We start from the raw sequence: 15,895 nt of genomic DNA, 5'->3' as shown, positions 1-15,895 counted from the left end.
CTGTCCTTCCATTCACGAGCATCTGCATCAGAACTCCAACCCCGCCTCACGGGCAGCGTCGGCGAGCGCCGCGATGCGGCCGTGGTAGGCGTTGCCCCCACGGTCGAACACCACGGTCGAGACACCGGCGTTCTTGGCGCGGGCGGCGAGAAGCTCCCCGACCTTGGCGGCCTTGGCCTTCTTGTCGCCGTCCATCGCGCGAACGTCCGCCTCGAGGGTGGACGCCGACGCCAGGGTCTTGCCGACCAGGTCGTCGATCAGCTGCACGGCGATGTGCCGCGAGGACCGCTTGACGACCAGGCGCGGACGCAGGTCCGTGCCGTTGATCTTCTTGCGAAGGCGGAAGTGCCGACGGGCCTTCGCGACGCGGCGGCGGGTCGAGATGTCCTTGCCGACCGGCTTGCGCTTCGTAGTCGTGTCGCTCATGATCACTTACCCGTCTTTCCGACCTTGCGGCGGATTTTCTCACCCTCGTAGCGCAGGCCCTTGCCCTTGTACGGGTCCGGGCGGCGCAGCTTGCGGATGACCGCGGCGATCTGGCCGACCTTCTGCTTGTCGATGCCCGAGACCGAGAACCGGGTGGGGGTCTCGACCTTGAAGGTGATGCCTTCGGGGGCCTCGATCTTCACCGGGTGGCTGTAGCCGAGGGCGAACTCGAGGTCCGAGCCCTTGGCCTGCACACGGTAACCGACACCGTGGATCTCGAGCTTCTTCTCGTAGCCTTCGGTCACACCGACGACGAGGTTGTTGACCAGCGTCCGGGTGAGACCGTGCAGGGCACGGCTGGTGCGCTCCTCGTCGGGACGCTTCACCTCCAGCGTGCCGTTCTCGGCGCGCTCCACGGTGATCGGCTCGGCGATGGTGTGCTCAAGAGTGCCCTTGGGACCCTTGACCTTGATCTGCTGACCTTCGATGGTCACGTCGACCCCGGAGGGGACGGCGACCGGCAGCTTTCCGATGCGTGACATGTCTGTGCCCCCTTCCTTACCAGACGTAGGCGAGGACTTCGCCGCCCACGCTGTTGCGCTTGGCCTGACGGTCGGTCTGGAGGCCGGAGGACGTCGAGATGATCGCGACGCCGAGGCCACCGAGAACGTTCGGCAGTTCGGTCGATTTTGCGTAGACCCGCAGGCCGGGCTTGGACACGCGGCGGAGGCCGGCGATGCTGCGCTCACGGTTGGGGCCGTACTTCAGCTCCACGATGAGGTTCTTGTGCTTCTCGCCCGGCTCGTCGCGGTAGCTCGCGATGTAGCCCTCGCGCTTGAGGATCTCGGCGATGTTCGCCTTGATCTTCGAGTGGGGAAGCACGACCTCGTCGTGGTAAGCCGAGTTCGCGTTACGCAGACGGGTCAAGAAGTCTGCGATGGGGTCGGTCATCGTCATGGTGACCTGTCAACCTTTCTCGCCCTGGTTCCCTGCACAACCGGCGGGGCCTGTGGCGAAGTGGGAGTTAAAAAAGACTCTTACCAGCTGGACTTGCGGACGCCGGGCAGCTCGCCCGCGTGTGCCATCTCGCGAAGGCAGATCCGGCAGAGCCCGAACTTGCGGAACACCGAGTGCGGGCGACCGCACCGCTGGCAGCGCGTGTAACCGCGAACCTTGAACTTCGGCGTCTTAGCGGCCTTGTGGACCAGTGCTTTCTTGGCCATCGACTCAGTTCTCCTTGAACGGGAAGCCGAGCTTGCGAAGCAGCGCGCGGCCCTCGTCGTCGGTGTTGGCGGTGGTGACGACAGTGACGTCCATACCGCGCGGGCGGTCGATGGCGTCCGGGTCGATCTCGTGGAACATCGACTGCTCGTTGAGACCGAACGTGTAGTTGCCGTTGCCGTCGAACTGCTTCGGCGAAAGCCCGCGGAAGTCACGGATACGCGGCAGCGCGATGGTCAGCAGCCGGTCGAGGAACTCCCACATGCGGTCGTTGCGCAGCGTGACGCGCGCACCGATCGGCTGGCCCTCACGCAGCTTGAACTGCGCGATGGACTTGCGAGCCTTGCGAACCTCGGGCTTCTGCCCGGTGATCGCGGCCAGGTCCTTGATGGCGCCTTCGATCAGCTTGCTGTCACGGGCGGCGTCTCCGACACCCATGTTCACGACGACCTTGACGACGCCAGGGATCTGGTGGACGTTCTCGAAGGAGAATTCCTCCTGGAGCTGTCCCTTGATCTCCTCGCGGTACCGCACCTTGAGGCGCGGGGCGATCTTCTCTGCGGTGGTCATGATCAGATGTCCTTACCGTTACGGCGCGAGACCCGGACCTTCTTGCCGTCCTCGCCGATGCGGTAGCCCACCCGGGTCGGCTTGCCGTCGGAGTCGACGACCATCACGTTCGAGACGTGAATGGGCGCCTCCTGGGTGACGATGCCACCGGACTGCGCGCCGCGCTGGGTCTGGGAGATCCGGGTGTGCTTCTTGATCCGGTTCACGCCCTCGACCAACACACGCTCGCGCTCGGGGTAGGCCTGAATGACCTTGCCCTTGGCGCCCTTGTCCTTGCCGGAGACGACGACGACCGTGTCGCCCTTCTTCACCTTCATGCTCTACAACACCTCCGGCGCGAGCGAAATGATCTTCATGAACTTTCGGTCGCGCAGCTCGCGGCCCACCGGGCCGAAGATGCGGGTGCCGCGGGGCTCATTGTCGTTCTTGATGAGCACAGCAGCGTTCTCGTCGAAGCGGATGTAAGAACCGTCCGGACGACGGCGCTCCTTGCGCGTGCGAACGATGACCGCCTTGACGACGTCACCCTTCTTCACGCCGGCAGCCGGCATGGCGTCCTTCACGGTGGCGACGATGATGTCGCCGATACCCGCGTAGCGCCGCCCCGAACCGCCGAGAACGCGGATGCAAAGGATTTCCTTCGCGCCCGTGTTGTCGGCAACCCGAAGCCGCGACTCCTGCTGGATCACGTCAACTCCTGTATGTCGCGCTGGTTCTCGCACCGAGGTACGAGCCTTGCGGAACTAAGGGACTCAAAAAGAGCCCTACTTACTTGGCCTTCTCCACGATCTGCACCAGGCGCCAGCGCTTGGTCGCCGACAGCGGGCGGGTCTCCATCAAGGTGACCTTGTCGCCCGTGCCCGCCTCGTTGTTCTCGTCGTGCACCTTGACCTTGGTGGTGCTGCGGAGAACCTTGGCGTAACGCCGGTGCTTCTTGCGGTCTTCGAGCTCGACCACGATCGTCTTGTCCATCTTGTCCGAGACGACATAGCCCTCACGGACCTTGCGGTCGTTGCGGCCGGCCGCCTCGGTGGGCTGCTCGCTCATGCGGCACCTTCACTCTCGGCGTCAGGGGAAACGGACAGGCCGAGTTCACGCTCGCGCATGACCGTGTAGATCCGCGCGATGTCCGTGCGGACGGTGCGCAGACGACGGTTGTTGTCGAGCTGTCCGGTCGCCATCTGGAAGCGGAGGTTGAAGAGCTCCTCCTTGTATTCCTTCAGACGCAGAACGAGCTCTTCCGCGGTGAGCTCACGCAGCTCCGATGCCAGAGCGGCACCTGCCTTCGCCATCAGAACTCACCACCTTCACGGGTCACGATGCGGCACTTCATGGGCAGCTTGTGGATCGCACGGCGGAGCGCCTCACGGGCGGTCTCCTCGTTCGGGAAGCTGATCTCGAACATCACGCGACCCGGCTTCACGTTGGCGACCCACCACTCGGGCGAACCCTTACCGGAACCCATGCGGGTTTCCGCCGGCTTCTTGGTCAGCGGGCGGTCCGGGTAGATGGTCGTCCACACCTTGCCGCCACGCTTGATGTGACGCGTCATGGCGATACGAGCGGACTCGATCTGCCTGTTGGTCACGTAGCTGTGCTCAAGCGCCTGGATGCCGTACTCGCCGAAGCTCACCTTCGTACCGCCCTTGGCGGCACCGTGGCGCTTCGGAGAGTGCTGCTTCCGGTGCTTGACCCTGCGCGGGATGAGCACGTGTCAGCCCTCCGTCTTTTCTGCAGTCTCAGCAGCCGGGGCCTCGGTGGCCGCAGGGGCGGCGTCGTCGCTCTTGGCGGCGGCGGCGGCCCGGCCGGCTTCGGTCGAGGTCGGCGTCGTGCCCGACGCACCGGAACGGCGCGGGCGGGCGGGACGGTCACCACGGTCACGGCGCGGGGCACGCTCGGCGGCAGCGGCGGCGTCACGCGCCTCCCTGGCCTTGAGGCCACCCACGAGCTCGCCCTTGTAGATCCACACCTTCACGCCGATGCGACCGAACGTCGTCTTGGCCTCGAAGAAGCCGTAGTCGATGTCGGCACGCAGCGTGTGCAGCGGGACGCGGCCATCGCGGTAGTGCTCGGAGCGGGACATCTCGGCACCGCCGAGACGACCGCCGCACTGCACGCGGATGCCCTTGACCTGCGGCGAACGCATGGAGGTCTGGATCGCCTTGCGCATCGCGCGGCGGAACGCCACACGGTTGCTCAGCTGCTCCGCGACACCCTGAGCGACGAGCTGGGCGTCGGCCTCGGGGTTCTTGACCTCGAGGATGTTCAGCTGGACCTGCTTGGCGGTCAGCTTCTCCAGCGCGCCGCGGATCCGGTCGGCCTCCGCACCGCGGCGGCCGATGACGATGCCCGGCCGGGCGGTGTGGATGTCGACGCGGACCCGGTCACGGGTGCGCTCGATCTCGACCTTGGAGATCCCGGCGCGCTCCATGCCCGTGGACAGCAGCTTCCGGATCTTGACGTCCTCGGCCACGTACTCCGCGTACTGCTTGTCGGCGTACCAACGCGACTTCCAGTCCGTGGTGATACCCAGGCGGAAGCCGTGCGGGTTGATCTTCTGGCCCACTACCGGCCACCTGCCTTCTTCTTGCCCTGTGCCTTCTTGGCCTCGGCCTTCGGACGCGACTCCACCTCGACGGTGATGTGGCTGGTCCGCTTGCGGATCCGGTACGCGCGGCCCTGGGCCCGCGGACGGATGCGCTTGAGGGTCGGGCCCTCGTCGGCGTAGGCGTTCTTGATCCAGAGGGTGTCCGGGTCAAGATCGAGGTTGTTTTCGGCGTTGGCCACGGCGCTGGCGAGCACCTTCGCGACCGGCTCACTTGCCGCCTGCGGGGCGAACTGGAGCACGGCCAAGGCGTCGGCGGCGCTACGTCCCTTGATCAGCTCGATCACCCGGCGCACCTTGGTAGGCGAGTCCCGGACGAAGCGAGCCCGCGCGTAAGCCGTCGGCAAAGCCTCGGCCACGTCGTTCTGGGCGTTCATCGCTAGCTTCCTTGTTCTCTCGTGCCCGCTCAGCGGCGGCGCGACTTGCGGTCGTCCTTGATGTGGCCCTTGAAGGTCCTAGTCGGAGCGAATTCGCCCAACTTGTGACCCACCATCGCCTCGGTGACGAACACCGGGACGTGCTTGCGTCCGTCGTGCACCGCGATCGTGTGACCCAGGAAATCCGGGATGATCGTGGAGCGACGCGACCAAGTCTTGATCACGGTCTTCTTGCCCGACTCGTTGAGAACGTCCACCTTCTTGAGCAGGTGGTCGTCCACGAAGGGGCCCTTTTTAAGGCTACGTGGCATGTGCTTCTACCTCCCTGCTCAGCGCTTGTTCTTGCCGGTACGGCGGCGGCGGACGATCATCGAGTCCGAAGCCTTGCGGCGACGGGTACGACCCTCGGGCTTGCCGTTCGGGTTCACCGGGTGACGACCACCGGAGGTCTTACCCTCACCACCACCGTGCGGGTGGTCGACCGGGTTCATGACGACACCACGGACGGTGGGACGCTTGCCGCGCCAGCGGTTACGGCCCGCCTTGCCCCAGTTGATGTTGGAGTGATCGGAGTTCCCGACCTCGCCGACGGTGGCGCGGTTGCGGACGTCGACGTTGCGGATCTCGCCCGACGGGAGACGAAGCTGGGCGTAAGGCCCGTCCTTCGCCACCAGCTGCACCTTGGCACCGGCGGACCGCGCCATCTTCGCGCCGCCACCGGGGCGGAGCTCGATCGCGTGGATCACGGTACCGACCGGGATGTTGCGCAGCGGCAGGTTGTTACCCGGCTTGATGTCGGCGCGGGGGCCGTTCTCAACCGTGTCACCCTGCTTGAGCTTCTCCGGGGCGATGATGTAGCGCTTCTCGCCGTCGGCGTAGTGCAGGAGCGCGATACGAGCGGACCGGTTGGGGTCGTACTCGATGTGCGCGACCTTGGCGGGAACGCCGTCCTTGTCGTTCCGGCGGAAGTCGATCAGCCGGTACGCACGCTTGTGGCCACCGCCCTTGTGGCGGGTGGTGATCTTGCCGCTGGAGTTACGGCCGCCGGACTTGCTCAGCGGACGCAGCAGCGACTTCTCCGGGGTCGACCGAGTGATCTCGGCGAAGTCGGAGACGCTGGAGCCACGACGACCCGGGGTCGTCGGCTTGTACTTGCGGATGCCCATGTGTCAGCTCAGTCCTTTACGCGGTGGGTCCGCCGAAGATCTCGATCGGCTTGCTTTCAGCCGAAAGAGTCACGATGGCGCGCTTGGTGTCCTTGCGCTTGCCGAAGCCGGCGCGAGTCCGCTTACGCTTGCCCTGGCGGTTGAGGGTGTTGACACTGACCACCTTGACGCCGAACACCTTCTCGACCGCGATCTTGATCTGGGTCTTGTTGGCGTCCGGGCGAACCACGAACGTGTACTTGTGGTCCTCGAGGAGCCCGTAGGACTTCTCGGAGATCACCGGCGCGAGCAAGATGTCGCGAGGATCGGCGATGGCGATGGCACTCACTGCTCGTCACTCCCTTCCGAAACCTCGCTCGACCGCGCCGAAGCCTTGGCGCCCTTGCCCCGGACGGGACCGGCGACGAAAGCGTCGTAAGCGGACTTGGTGAACACCACGTCGTCGTTGACCAACACGTCGTAGGTGTTGAGCTGGTCAGGCGCGATGAGGTGGATCTCGGGCAGGTTCCGCGCGGACGCCCAGCTGATCGTGTCGTCGCGGTTCAGGACCACGAGAACGCGCTTCGCCTGGGTGATCGCGGCGATCACGGTCTTGGCCGACTTGGTCGACGGCTTGTCGCCGGCGATCAGCTCGGTCACGACGTGCAGCTGCCCGGCGCGGACCCGGTCGGAGAGGGCGCCACGCAGAGCGGCGGCCTTCATCTTCTTGGGGGTCCGCTGGGTGTAGTCACGCGGCGTGGGGCCGTGGACGACGCCACCACCGGTGAACTGCGGCGCACGGGTCGAACCCTGGCGGGCGCGGCCGGTGCCCTTCTGGCGGTAAGGCTTCTTGCCACCACCGCGGACTTCACCGCGGGTCTTGGTGTCATGCGTGCCCTGGCGCGCGGCGGCCAGCTGGCCCACCACGACCTGGTGCATGAGGGGCACGTTGGCCTGCACGTCGAAGATCTCCGAGGGGAGCTCGACCGTGCCGTCGGCTTTACCGGCCGGGGTCTTCAGCTCGACGCTGGTCATGATCAGTTACCACCCTTCGCGGCACTGCGCACGAACAGCAGGCCGCCCTTGGGACCGGGCACGGCGCCCTTGATCAGCAGCAGGCCGTCTTCGGCACGCACCGCGTGCACGGTCAGGTTCTGCGTGGTGACCCGGTCGTTGCCCATCCGGCCCGCCATGCGCAGGCCCTTGAAGACTCGGCCCGGGGTGGCACAGCCACCGATCGAGCCGGGCTTGCGGTGCACGGCCTGTGCACCGTGGCTCGCGCCCTGGCCCTTGAAGCCGTGACGCTTCATGACACCGGCGTAGCCCTTGCCCTTGCTGGTACCCGTCACGTCGACCTCGATGCCGGCCTCGAACACCTCGGCGGTGATCTCCTGGCCCACTTCGTAGGTGTCGGCGTCGGTGGTACGCAGCTCGGCAAGGAAACGGCGCGGGGTCACGCTCGCCTTGTCGAAGTGGCCGGTGCGCGGCTTGTTCACCCGGCGCGGGTCGACCGCGCCGAAAGCCAGCTGCACGGCCTTGTAGCCGTCGGTCTCCTGGGTCCGAACCTGGGTCACCACGTTCGGGCCGGCCTGCACGACGGTCACCGGGACGACCCGGTTGTTCTCGTCGAAGACCTGGGTCATGCCGAGCTTGGTGCCCAGGATGCCCTTCATTTGCCTGTCAGACATGAGTCTCTTACTCTCCGCCGCTCGCCAGCCGCTACTGGATGTTGACGTCGACGCTCGCCGGCAGGTCGATGCGCATGAGCGCGTCGACCGTCTTCGGCGTCGGGTCGAGGATGTCGATCAGACGCTTGTGCGTGCGCATCTCGAAGTGCTCGCGCGAGTCCTTGTACTTGTGCGGCGAGCGGATGACGCAGTAAACGTTCTTCTCGGTGGGCAGCGGCACCGGCCCGACAACACGGGCGCCGGTACGCGTGACCGTCTCGACGATCTTGCGCGCCGAGGTGTCGATCGCCTCGTGGTCGTAGGCCTTGAGCCGGATGCGGATCTTCTGTCCCGCCATGGTGGCTGCTCGTTCCTTCTCGTCTCGTGCCGCTTTTGTCTTTTCAAACCTCGGTCGTGACTGAGGTTTTCCCAGCTCAACGGCCCTGTCCCCGGTCCACGCGGTCGGGCGTGTCGCGCCCGACGCACAGACGGATCCCGCGGGATCTTCGTCTTGCCTGGTCTTCCTCAACGTGAGGTGGCACCGAGCCGGCTGCGGTGTTCGAATCGCCGTCTCAAATGCCCTTGCCCGCTAGCTCACCCGAAGGAAGTGCTCCGCGGACCGTGGCCGCTCATACCAGGGCGGCCGGAACCTGCTTGTCGAAAGACTTGCAGGATTCGGCCGCCCCAGGACGAGCAACCTGAATAGTGTCGCACACGTGATTTGACGCCTGAAACCCGGGGGTGTATCAGACCCCCGGGTCGGCGTTAAATCACTTGTTGATCTTGGTGACCTGGCCGGCGCCGACGGTCCGTCCACCCTCACGGATGGCGAAACGCAGGCCCTCGTCCATGGCGACCGGCTGGATCAGCACGACGCTGATGTCCGTGTTGTCGCCCGGCATGACCATCTCGGTGCCCTCCTTGAGGGTCACCACGCCGGTCACGTCCGTCGTGCGGAAGTAGAACTGCGGGCGGTAGTTGTTGAAGAACGGGGTGTGACGGCCACCCTCGTCCTTCGACAGGATGTAGACCGAGCCCTCGAACTCCGTGTGCGGGGTGGTGGTACCCGGCTTCACGACGACCTGGCCGCGCTCGACGTCCTCGCGCTTGATGCCACGGACCAGCAGACCGACGTTGTCGCCCGCCTCGCCCTGGTCGAGCAGCTTGCGGAACATCTCGACACCGGTGACGGTGGTCTTGGTCGACTTTTCCTTGATGCCGACGATCTCGACCTCTTCGTTCACGTTGACGCGGCCACGCTCGATACGGCCGGTCACGACCGTGCCACGGCCGGTGATCGTGAAGACGTCTTCGATCGGCATCAGGAACGGCTTGTCGAGTTCACGAACCGGGTCCGGCACGTTCTCGTCGACGGCCGCCATGAGCTCGAGAACACTCTCGGCCCACTTGGCGTCGCCCTCGAGGGCCTTCAGGCCGGAGACCTGAATGACGGGAGCGTCGTCACCCGGGAAGTCCTGGGAGGACAGCAGCTCGCGGACCTCGAGCTCGACGAGCTCCAGGATCTCCTCGTCGTCCACCATGTCGGCCTTGTTCAGCGCGACAACGATGTACGGCACGCCGACCTGCTTCGCGAGCAGCACGTGCTCACGGGTCTGCGGCATGGGGCCGTCGGTCGCCGCGACCACGAGGATCGCACCGTCCATCTGGGCCGCACCGGTGATCATGTTCTTGATGTAGTCCGCGTGACCGGGAGCGTCGACGTGGGCGTAGTGCCGCTTCTCGGTCTGGTACTCGACGTGCGAGATGTTGATCGTGATGCCACGCGCCTTCTCTTCGGGCGCGTTGTCGATCTGGTCGAACGCCGAGGCGGTGTTCAGCTCGGGGTACTTGTCGTGCAGAACCTTGGTGATCGCCGCGGTCAGAGTGGTCTTACCGTGGTCGACGTGACCGATGGTTCCGATATTGACGTGCGGCTTGGTCCGCTCGAATTTCGCCTTCGCCACTGGAATGTCCTCCTGGACTGTTTTGCTTACTCACCGGCCAACGTGGCTGTCGGACGGCGATTCGTTTCTTGACGGATGCCGCGGACGTTCAGGAGTGTTCCTTATGCCCGCGAGCGGACGGGAACTACTCCCCCGTCGCCTTCGCGATGATTTCCTTCGCGACGTTCGCGGGAACCTCGGCGTAGGAGTCGAACACCATCGAGTAGTTGGCACGTCCCTGGGTACGCGACCGCAGGTCACCGACGTAACCGAACATCTCCGACAGCGGCACCAGCGCCTTGACGACACGGGTGCCGGCGCGCTCCTCCATGGCCTGGATCTGGCCACGGCGGGAGTTGAGGTCGCCGATCACATCGCCCATGTAGTCCTCGGGCGTGGTGACCTCGACGGCCATCAGCGGCTCGAGGATGACCGGGCTGGCCTTCCGCGCGGCTTCCTTCATCGCGATGGAGCCGGCGATCTTGAAGGCCATTTCCGACGAGTCGACCTCGTGGTACGCGCCGTCCAGCAAGGTGAACTTCAACCCGACGAGCGGGTAGCCCGCCAGCACGCCGTACTGCATGGCGTCCTGCGCGCCCGCGTCGACCGACGGGATGTACTCCCGCGGCACGCGGCCACCGGTGACCTTGTTGGAGAACTCGTAAAGGGCACCATCGGTGGACTCGAGCGGCTCGAGCTTGACGATGACCTTCGCGAACTGACCGGAACCACCGGTCTGCTTCTTGTGCACGTAGTCGAGCTTCTCGACCGTCTTGCGCACCGTCTCGCGGTAGGCGACCTGCGGCTTACCGATGTTCGCCTCGACCTTGTAGTCGGACTTCATCCGGTTGACCAGCACCTCGAGGTGCAGCTCGCCCATACCCGCGATGATCGTCTGGCCGGTGTCCTCGTCCAGGTTGACCTGGAACGTCGGGTCCTCTTCGGCCAGCTTCTGGATCGCCAGGGAGAGCTTCTCCTGGTCGGCCTTCGTCTTCGGCTCGATCGCGACGCGGATGACCGGCGCCGGGAACGTCATCGACTCGAGGACGACCGGGTTCTGCGGGTCGGCGAGGGTGTCACCGGTGGTGGTGTCCTTCAGGCCGATGACCGCGTAGATGTGGCCGGCCTGGGCCTCGTCGACCGGGTTCTCCTTGTTGGAGTGCATCTGGAAGAGCTTCCCGATGCGCTCCTTGCGCTCCTTGGTGGCGTTGATCAGCTGCGCGCCGGAGGAGACCTTGCCCGAGTACACCCGGATGTAGGTCAGCTTGCCGAAGAACGGGTGCGCGGCGATCTTGAACGCCAGAGCGGCGAACGGTTCGTCGACGGACGGCTTCCGGGTGACCGGGGTCTCACCGTCGGGCAGCGTGCCCTCGACGGCCGGGACGTCCAGCGGCGACGGAAGGTAGTCGATGACCGCGTCGAGCATGGGCTGGACGCCCTTGTTCTTGAACGCGGAACCGGTGAGCACCGGGTACGCCTCGCGGGCGATGGTGAGCTTGCGGATACCGGCCTTCAGCTCGGCCTCGGTCAGCTCTTCACCCTCGAGGAACTTCTCCATCAGGGAGTCTTCGGTCTCGGCGATGGCCTCGACCAGCTTCTCCCGGTACTCGGCCGCCTTGTCGGCGAGCTCGGCCGGGATCTCCTCGACGGCGTAGTCCTCGCCCTTCTGGACCTCGCCGCGCCAGGTCAGCGCCTTCATGCGGACCAGGTCGATGACGCCTTCGAACTCGTTCTCGGCGCCGATCGGCAGCTGGATGACCAGCGGGCGGGCGCCGAGGCGCTCCTCGATGGTGCGGACGGTGAAGTAGAAGTCCGCGCCGAGCTTGTCCATCTTGTTGACGAAGCAGACACGAGGAACCTCGTACTTGTCCGCCTGACGCCAGACCTGCTCGGACTGCGGCTCTACGCCTTCCTTGCCGTCGAAGACGGCGACGGCACCGTCGAGCACGCGGAGCGAACGCTCCACCTCGACGGTGAAGTCGACGTGGCCCGGGGTGTCGATGATGTTGATCTGGTGATCGGCCCAGAAGGTGGTGGTGGCAGCCGAGGTGATGGTGATACCCCGCTTCTGCTCCTCCTCCATCCAGTCCATGGTGGCGGCGCCGTCGTGCACTTCACCGATCTTGTAGTTGACCCCGGTGTAGAACAGGATCCGCTCGGTGGTGGTGGTCTTACCGGCGTCGATGTGGGCCATGATGCCGATGTTGCGGACCTGGTTCAGGTCGGTCAGCACTTCACGTGCCACGAGAGTGTTCCCCTGTCTCAAAATTGGGGCCCGGCAAGGCTTTGATCGGCAGCCGGGCAGTCATCACCAGCGGTAGTGCGCGAAGGCCTTGTTGGACTCGGCCATCTTGTGCGTGTCCTCGCGCCGCTTCACGCTGGCGCCGAGGCCGTTGCTCGCGTCGAGGAGCTCGTTCTGCAGGCGCTCGATCATGGTCTTCTCGCGGCGAGCCGCGGAGAAGGAGACCAGCCAGCGGAGCGCGAGAGTGGTGGAGCGGCCCGGCTTGACCTCGATCGGCACCTGGTAGGTGGCACCACCGACGCGGCGGCTCTTCACCTCGATGGTGGGCTTCACGTTGTCAAGGGCGCGCTTCAGCGTGACGACCGGGTCGGTACCGGTCTTCTCGCGAGCGCCTTCGAGGGCGCCGTAGACGATGCGCTCGGCCAGGGACCGCTTGCCGTCCTTCAGCACCTTGTTCACCAGCTGGGTGACCAGCGGGGATGCGTAGACGGGGTCAGAGATCAGCGGCCGCTTAGGGGCCGGACCCTTGCGGGGCATTAGCTCTTCTCCTTCTTCGCGCCGTACCGGCTGCGCGCCTGCTTACGGTTCTTGACACCCTGGGTGTCGAGCGAACCGCGGATGATCTTGTAACGGACACCCGGAAGGTCCTTCACACGACCACCACGCACGAGCACCATCGAGTGCTCCTGCAGGTTGTGGCCTTCACCGGGAATGTAGGCGGTGACCTCGATGCCGCTGGTCAACTTCACACGAGCGACCTTGCGAAGCGCCGAGTTCGGCTTCTTGGGGGTTGTGGTGTACACGCGAGTGCACACGCCACGCCGCTGCGGGCTCCCCTTGAGGGCCGCGGTCTTCTGCTTGGCAGCCTTGTCCTGGCGGCCCTTACGGACCAGCTGCTGGATCGTGGGCAATGGACCAGCTTTCTGTTCGCGATCTTGCTACTACGTGTCTGTCTCCGGCCCCCGCGGTCGGGCGTGTCGGCCCGCGTCACGGTCTTACGACCGGTAACTTCCCGTAGGGATTTTCCGTCGGATCCCGTGTGGGCGAAGCCTTCGGACCGGATGCCTGAGCACCCCGTCCATGCCGCACGGCACACGGGACGGCCCGACGCCTGCCGGGCACGGTCTCCAAAGATACCCGGCCACTTCCGGACCGGCCAAATCGGGGGGTCGATAACTATATCGTGCCGGGCGTCACGCCGCGGCCACCCTGATGGAACGGCGTTTCGGGCCGTTCCATTCCCCGTCGGCCCTGGCATGGCCCCTCCGGCAGAGGGCTCATTCCTCGTCGGGCTTGGCGTGGTCCGCCCGGCCGGGATGCGGGTCCCGGTTGAGGTCGATCAACGGGTGAACGGGTGCCCCCTCCGGCGCCGCGTGACTCCCCCGCCTGGGTTCTTCGGTGCTTTCCTGCTGCTCGGCGTCCACGACGCCCTCCCCTCGTTCGTACTGATACCGCCCTGCTCGGCGAACTACGCTACCTATTCCCCCGACGGGTGAGCCGGATGGATCCGGAAAGCACACCATCGCGTCAAACCGGTGAATGGGTCACGATGACACCGGTCACAGTGTTGGCCGGATGACGCACCGCAAGCACGGGGAGGCTCCATGTCGGCCGAGTTCGAACAGCTCGTCGCGGAATTCGAGAAATTCCAATCCAAGATCAAACAGGCCGAGACGCAGTTCGCGAAGGTCGGCGAGATGCAGGGCGAACTGGCGGAACTGGAGTCGGTGGCGGCGTCACCGGACCGCTCGGTGACCGTCGTCGCGGGGCCGGGAGGGTCCGTGAAAGACATCCGCCTGTCCCCGGAAGCCCTTAGGCAGCAACCACAACAGCTCGCCGCCGCCATTCTGTCCACTTTGCACACCGCAGTGGCCGACGCGGCGCGGAAACAGGCGGGGATCGTCGACGCGCAGTTCGGCGGGACGTTCCATCTGAACGTCGAAGAACAGGTTCTCGAAGCCCAAGCCGAAGCGCTGGGAACCACGGCGGACGATCTGCGGTCTCAGATGTCGGAGGAGCCACCACAGAGCACCCCTCGCCGCCCTCGGAACGAGGACGACTTCAGCGAGGAAACGGTGCTCCGGCGGTCGGACGAACCGACTACCGGCCGTCCGGCGGCGGGTGGGGATTCGGCCGGTGACCAGTTCCTCAAGAACCTGTTCGACGAGGAGGACCACTGATGACCGGACCAGGCGCCGGAGGGCACGCGGTCAAGACGCAGGACCTGACCGACTACGCGAACAAACTGGGTTACTACAAGGACGAGGCTGGCAAGTTCGGCGGCCTCGTCGACCAGGCCGACGTCACGGACAAGTCGTGGGGCCTGATCGGGCTCGCGGTGAAGCAGACCTACACCGGCAAGCTCTCCGACCTGCGTGAACTGCTCGAACTGATGAAGACCGGGGTCGACGCGTTCTCCGGGAAGATGACCCAGGCGGCGTCGATCTACGACGGCTTCGAAAACGACGCGACGATCACCCTGGGGAAGTACGAAGCCAAGATCGACGGACCGAAGTGAGCTGGGGGACGGCATGACCGACGAGAAGGCGAGTATCGCCGGTGGCGTCACGATCACGGGTGACGACAGCTTCGGCAAGAACGCGGTCGACGCGGCGAAGAAGGTGCCGATCGCGGGCAAGGGCGTCACCACCGTCACCACCGCCTACCAGAAGTTCAGCACCGCGCAGGGCCCCGGCGACCTCGTGGCCGCCGGCGGGCAGCTGGTGCAGGACGGGGCGGGCTTCATCGCGGGGGCGGGCGCCGACCTCGCGAGCTTCGTGCTCGACCCGGTCGGCTGGCTGGTCAGCAACGGCCTGAACATCCTGATCGAGCTGATCCAGCCGCTGCAGGACGCGCTGCATTTCGTCACGGGTGACGGTCCGGCGCTCAAGACCGCGGCGGGCAACTTCGGCAACATCGCCAAGGGCTTCGTCACGCTGGCCGACGACTTCGTCAAGACCGGCGACGAGTCGCTGAAGGACTGGGTTGGCGACGCGGGCGACGCCGCCCGGAACGCGCTCGGCGACTTCGCCGTCGGCATCAAGGGCATCGGCAACAGCGCCGGCACGGTGGCCGAGACGCTGCAGATGTGGTCGATGGTGATGACCGTCATCGAAGAGGTCGTCAAATCGATCATCTCCGAGCTGGTCACCTGGGCGATCTACATCTGGCTTCCCGCGCTGGCCGCGTCCGTCGTGAGCCTCGGCTCGTCGGTGGCAGGCGCGATGACCGCGACGATCGCCAAGGCCGCGAGCGCGATGAGCAAGATCACCAAGCACCTCGGGAAGCTCGGGAAGCTGCTCGACAAGTTCATGGGCTTCATGCTCAAGTGGACCGATGACCTGGTCAAACAGGGTTCGAAGCTGACGAAGGCCGGCAAGATCGGGATGACGCCCGGCCAGGAGAAGTCGATCGTCGGCGCGTTCGCGAAGGGCTCCGGGACGCAGCTGGGCACGTTCGGCGACGCCGCGAAGGACGTCCTCAAGGGTGTGCCGAACCAGGCGATCAAGCAGGTGGTCGGGGTCAATCCCGGCGATCTGTCGAAGGGTTCGGCGTATCAGGGCAAGGCGGGCTTCGACTTCGTGAACAAGACGATCGACAACTCGAAGACCACCATCACCGGGCAGGAGTACGGCGACACCGGCGGGCACCACAGCGAGAAGGAGACCCGCGAGAACCTCGACATGGACCAGTAGGGTC

Annotated in this window: 26 protein-coding genes; 3 read left to right on the top strand and 23 right to left on the bottom strand. The window is 65.5% G+C overall.

Going from position 1 to position 15,895, the window contains the following annotated elements; all coding sequences use genetic code 11:
* Positions 1-27: 27 nt before the first annotated feature.
* The 23 genes from rplR to ACFOSH_RS10745 all read right to left on the bottom strand — a co-directional run bounded on the left by rplR (position 28) and on the right by ACFOSH_RS10745 (position 13,620).
* A complete protein-coding gene (gene rplR / locus ACFOSH_RS10855) occupies positions 28-426 on the bottom strand; it encodes a 50S ribosomal protein L18 (protein WP_378238603.1) in 399 nt (132 codons plus the stop codon).
* A gap of 2 nt (positions 427-428) precedes the next feature.
* Positions 429-968, bottom strand: coding sequence for a 50S ribosomal protein L6 (rplF, locus tag ACFOSH_RS10850; protein ID WP_378238602.1), 540 nt, complete (start codon positions 966-968; stop codon positions 429-431).
* 16 nt (positions 969-984) lie between these two features.
* Positions 985-1,383, bottom strand: a complete 399-nt coding sequence (gene rpsH / locus ACFOSH_RS10845; protein ID WP_101612172.1) for a 30S ribosomal protein S8 — start codon at positions 1,381-1,383, stop codon at positions 985-987.
* Between the two features lie 80 nt (positions 1,384-1,463).
* Positions 1,464-1,649: a type Z 30S ribosomal protein S14 gene (locus tag ACFOSH_RS10840; protein ID WP_005166789.1), complete on the bottom strand. Its 186-nt coding sequence runs from the start codon at positions 1,647-1,649 to the stop codon at positions 1,464-1,466.
* A gap of 4 nt (positions 1,650-1,653) precedes the next feature.
* Positions 1,654-2,217, bottom strand: coding sequence for a 50S ribosomal protein L5 (rplE, locus tag ACFOSH_RS10835; RefSeq protein WP_101612171.1), 564 nt, complete (start codon positions 2,215-2,217; stop codon positions 1,654-1,656).
* A gap of 2 nt (positions 2,218-2,219) precedes the next feature.
* Positions 2,220-2,534 (bottom strand): 50S ribosomal protein L24, encoded by a 315-nt coding sequence (gene rplX / locus ACFOSH_RS10830; protein ID WP_378238601.1) that lies wholly within the window; start codon positions 2,532-2,534, stop codon positions 2,220-2,222.
* A gap of 3 nt (positions 2,535-2,537) precedes the next feature.
* The gene (gene rplN / locus ACFOSH_RS10825; RefSeq protein WP_005166785.1) at positions 2,538-2,906 is read right to left on the bottom strand and encodes a 50S ribosomal protein L14; all 369 of its coding nucleotides are present in this window, start codon (positions 2,904-2,906) and stop codon (positions 2,538-2,540) included.
* Between the two features lie 79 nt (positions 2,907-2,985).
* A complete protein-coding gene (gene rpsQ, locus ACFOSH_RS10820; protein WP_378238599.1) occupies positions 2,986-3,264 on the bottom strand; it encodes a 30S ribosomal protein S17 in 279 nt (92 codons plus the stop codon).
* Complete coding sequence (gene rpmC, locus ACFOSH_RS10815) at positions 3,261-3,509, bottom strand: 50S ribosomal protein L29 (RefSeq protein ID WP_005166783.1); 249 nt, start codon at positions 3,507-3,509, stop codon at positions 3,261-3,263. The genes rpsQ and rpmC overlap by 4 nt, the downstream gene beginning before the upstream one ends.
* Positions 3,509-3,928: a 50S ribosomal protein L16 gene (gene rplP / locus ACFOSH_RS10810; RefSeq protein WP_360279834.1), complete on the bottom strand. Its 420-nt coding sequence runs from the start codon at positions 3,926-3,928 to the stop codon at positions 3,509-3,511. The genes rpmC and rplP overlap by 1 nt, the downstream gene beginning before the upstream one ends.
* Positions 3,929-3,931: 3 nt before the next feature.
* Positions 3,932-4,783 (bottom strand): 30S ribosomal protein S3, encoded by an 852-nt coding sequence (rpsC, locus tag ACFOSH_RS10805; protein WP_364026035.1) that lies wholly within the window; start codon positions 4,781-4,783, stop codon positions 3,932-3,934.
* Entirely contained in the window at positions 4,783-5,199 is a 417-nt protein-coding gene (rplV, locus tag ACFOSH_RS10800) for a 50S ribosomal protein L22 (protein ID WP_076163003.1), read from the bottom strand. Before rplV ends, rpsC begins: the two co-directional genes overlap by 1 nt.
* Before the next feature lie 29 nt (positions 5,200-5,228).
* Positions 5,229-5,510 (bottom strand): 30S ribosomal protein S19, encoded by a 282-nt coding sequence (gene rpsS / locus ACFOSH_RS10795; protein WP_026468892.1) that lies wholly within the window; start codon positions 5,508-5,510, stop codon positions 5,229-5,231.
* 18 nt (positions 5,511-5,528) lie between these two features.
* Complete coding sequence (gene rplB, locus ACFOSH_RS10790) at positions 5,529-6,365, bottom strand: 50S ribosomal protein L2 (RefSeq protein WP_378238598.1); 837 nt, start codon at positions 6,363-6,365, stop codon at positions 5,529-5,531.
* 16 nt (positions 6,366-6,381) lie between these two features.
* Positions 6,382-6,693: a 50S ribosomal protein L23 gene (gene rplW / locus ACFOSH_RS10785; RefSeq protein ID WP_378238597.1), complete on the bottom strand. Its 312-nt coding sequence runs from the start codon at positions 6,691-6,693 to the stop codon at positions 6,382-6,384.
* Entirely contained in the window at positions 6,690-7,379 is a 690-nt protein-coding gene (gene rplD, locus ACFOSH_RS10780) for a 50S ribosomal protein L4 (RefSeq protein ID WP_378238596.1), read from the bottom strand. Before rplD ends, rplW begins: the two co-directional genes overlap by 4 nt.
* Positions 7,380-7,381: 2 nt before the next feature.
* Positions 7,382-8,032 carry a 50S ribosomal protein L3 gene (gene rplC / locus ACFOSH_RS10775; protein ID WP_276366386.1) on the bottom strand — a complete coding sequence of 217 codons (651 nt, stop codon included), beginning with the start codon at positions 8,030-8,032 and terminating at the stop codon, positions 7,382-7,384.
* A 31-nt stretch (positions 8,033-8,063) separates the two neighbouring features.
* The gene (rpsJ, locus tag ACFOSH_RS10770; protein WP_003102098.1) at positions 8,064-8,369 is read right to left on the bottom strand and encodes a 30S ribosomal protein S10; all 306 of its coding nucleotides are present in this window, start codon (positions 8,367-8,369) and stop codon (positions 8,064-8,066) included.
* Between the two features lie 412 nt (positions 8,370-8,781).
* Positions 8,782-9,975, bottom strand: coding sequence for an elongation factor Tu (tuf, locus tag ACFOSH_RS10765; protein ID WP_378238595.1), 1,194 nt, complete (start codon positions 9,973-9,975; stop codon positions 8,782-8,784).
* 124 nt (positions 9,976-10,099) lie between these two features.
* A complete protein-coding gene (gene fusA / locus ACFOSH_RS10760) occupies positions 10,100-12,199 on the bottom strand; it encodes an elongation factor G (RefSeq protein ID WP_378238593.1) in 2,100 nt (699 codons plus the stop codon).
* A gap of 63 nt (positions 12,200-12,262) precedes the next feature.
* Entirely contained in the window at positions 12,263-12,733 is a 471-nt protein-coding gene (gene rpsG / locus ACFOSH_RS10755) for a 30S ribosomal protein S7 (RefSeq protein ID WP_005166770.1), read from the bottom strand.
* On the bottom strand, positions 12,733-13,107 hold the full coding sequence (gene rpsL, locus ACFOSH_RS10750; protein ID WP_003102113.1) for a 30S ribosomal protein S12: 375 nt from the start codon (positions 13,105-13,107) through the stop codon (positions 12,733-12,735). Before rpsL ends, rpsG begins: the two co-directional genes overlap by 1 nt.
* A gap of 366 nt (positions 13,108-13,473) precedes the next feature.
* Positions 13,474-13,620, bottom strand: coding sequence for a hypothetical protein (locus tag ACFOSH_RS10745; RefSeq protein ID WP_020633314.1), 147 nt, complete (start codon positions 13,618-13,620; stop codon positions 13,474-13,476).
* Positions 13,621-13,800: 180 nt separating this feature from the next.
* Between ACFOSH_RS10745 and ACFOSH_RS10740 the strand changes: the two genes are divergently transcribed.
* The 3 genes from ACFOSH_RS10740 to ACFOSH_RS10730 are packed head-to-tail and all read left to right on the top strand — an operon-like array spanning position 13,801 to position 15,891.
* Complete coding sequence (locus ACFOSH_RS10740) at positions 13,801-14,376, top strand: YbaB/EbfC family nucleoid-associated protein (RefSeq protein WP_378238590.1); 576 nt, start codon at positions 13,801-13,803, stop codon at positions 14,374-14,376.
* Positions 14,376-14,714, top strand: coding sequence for a hypothetical protein (locus tag ACFOSH_RS10735; RefSeq protein ID WP_378238589.1), 339 nt, complete (start codon positions 14,376-14,378; stop codon positions 14,712-14,714). The genes ACFOSH_RS10740 and ACFOSH_RS10735 overlap by 1 nt, the downstream gene beginning before the upstream one ends.
* 13 nt (positions 14,715-14,727) lie before the next feature.
* On the top strand, positions 14,728-15,891 hold the full coding sequence (locus tag ACFOSH_RS10730; RefSeq protein ID WP_378238588.1) for a hypothetical protein: 1,164 nt from the start codon (positions 14,728-14,730) through the stop codon (positions 15,889-15,891).
* Positions 15,892-15,895 lie beyond the last annotated feature (4 nt).

The sequence above is a fragment of the Amycolatopsis speibonae genome (assembly GCF_042647925.1).
Lineage (GTDB): Bacteria > Actinomycetota > Actinomycetes > Mycobacteriales > Pseudonocardiaceae > Amycolatopsis > Amycolatopsis speibonae.
The sequence above is the reverse complement of the archived record's forward strand: the minus strand, read 5'-3'. Positions and strand labels throughout refer to the sequence as shown.

Coding starts and splice junctions, on each gene's coding strand:
- rplF (WP_378238602.1), bottom strand. CDS start 968: ATGTCACGCATCGGAAAGCTGCCGGTCGCCGTCCCCTCCGGGGTCGAC.
- ACFOSH_RS10740 (WP_378238590.1), top strand. CDS start 13,801: ATGTCGGCCGAGTTCGAACAGCTCGTCGCGGAATTCGAGAAATTCCAA.
- rpsH (WP_101612172.1), bottom strand. CDS start 1,383: ATGACGATGACCGACCCCATCGCAGACTTCTTGACCCGTCTGCGTAAC.
- rpmC (WP_005166783.1), bottom strand. CDS start 3,509: ATGGCGAAGGCAGGTGCCGCTCTGGCATCGGAGCTGCGTGAGCTCACC.
- rplB (WP_378238598.1), bottom strand. CDS start 6,365: ATGGGCATCCGCAAGTACAAGCCGACGACCCCGGGTCGTCGTGGCTCC.
- rpsQ (WP_378238599.1), bottom strand. CDS start 3,264: ATGAGCGAGCAGCCCACCGAGGCGGCCGGCCGCAACGACCGCAAGGTC.
- rplD (WP_378238596.1), bottom strand. CDS start 7,379: ATGACCAGCGTCGAGCTGAAGACCCCGGCCGGTAAAGCCGACGGCACG.
- rplR (WP_378238603.1), bottom strand. CDS start 426: ATGAGCGACACGACTACGAAGCGCAAGCCGGTCGGCAAGGACATCTCG.
- rplV (WP_076163003.1), bottom strand. CDS start 5,199: ATGAACGCCCAGAACGACGTGGCCGAGGCTTTGCCGACGGCTTACGCG.
- rplE (WP_101612171.1), bottom strand. CDS start 2,217: ATGACCACCGCAGAGAAGATCGCCCCGCGCCTCAAGGTGCGGTACCGC.
- rplX (WP_378238601.1), bottom strand. CDS start 2,534: ATGAAGGTGAAGAAGGGCGACACGGTCGTCGTCGTCTCCGGCAAGGAC.
- rpsJ (WP_003102098.1), bottom strand. CDS start 8,369: ATGGCGGGACAGAAGATCCGCATCCGGCTCAAGGCCTACGACCACGAG.
- rpsS (WP_026468892.1), bottom strand. CDS start 5,510: ATGCCACGTAGCCTTAAAAAGGGCCCCTTCGTGGACGACCACCTGCTC.
- ACFOSH_RS10840 (WP_005166789.1), bottom strand. CDS start 1,649: ATGGCCAAGAAAGCACTGGTCCACAAGGCCGCTAAGACGCCGAAGTTC.
- ACFOSH_RS10735 (WP_378238589.1), top strand. CDS start 14,376: ATGACCGGACCAGGCGCCGGAGGGCACGCGGTCAAGACGCAGGACCTG.
- rpsG (WP_005166770.1), bottom strand. CDS start 12,733: ATGCCCCGCAAGGGTCCGGCCCCTAAGCGGCCGCTGATCTCTGACCCC.
- rplC (WP_276366386.1), bottom strand. CDS start 8,032: ATGTCTGACAGGCAAATGAAGGGCATCCTGGGCACCAAGCTCGGCATG.
- ACFOSH_RS10730 (WP_378238588.1), top strand. CDS start 14,728: ATGACCGACGAGAAGGCGAGTATCGCCGGTGGCGTCACGATCACGGGT.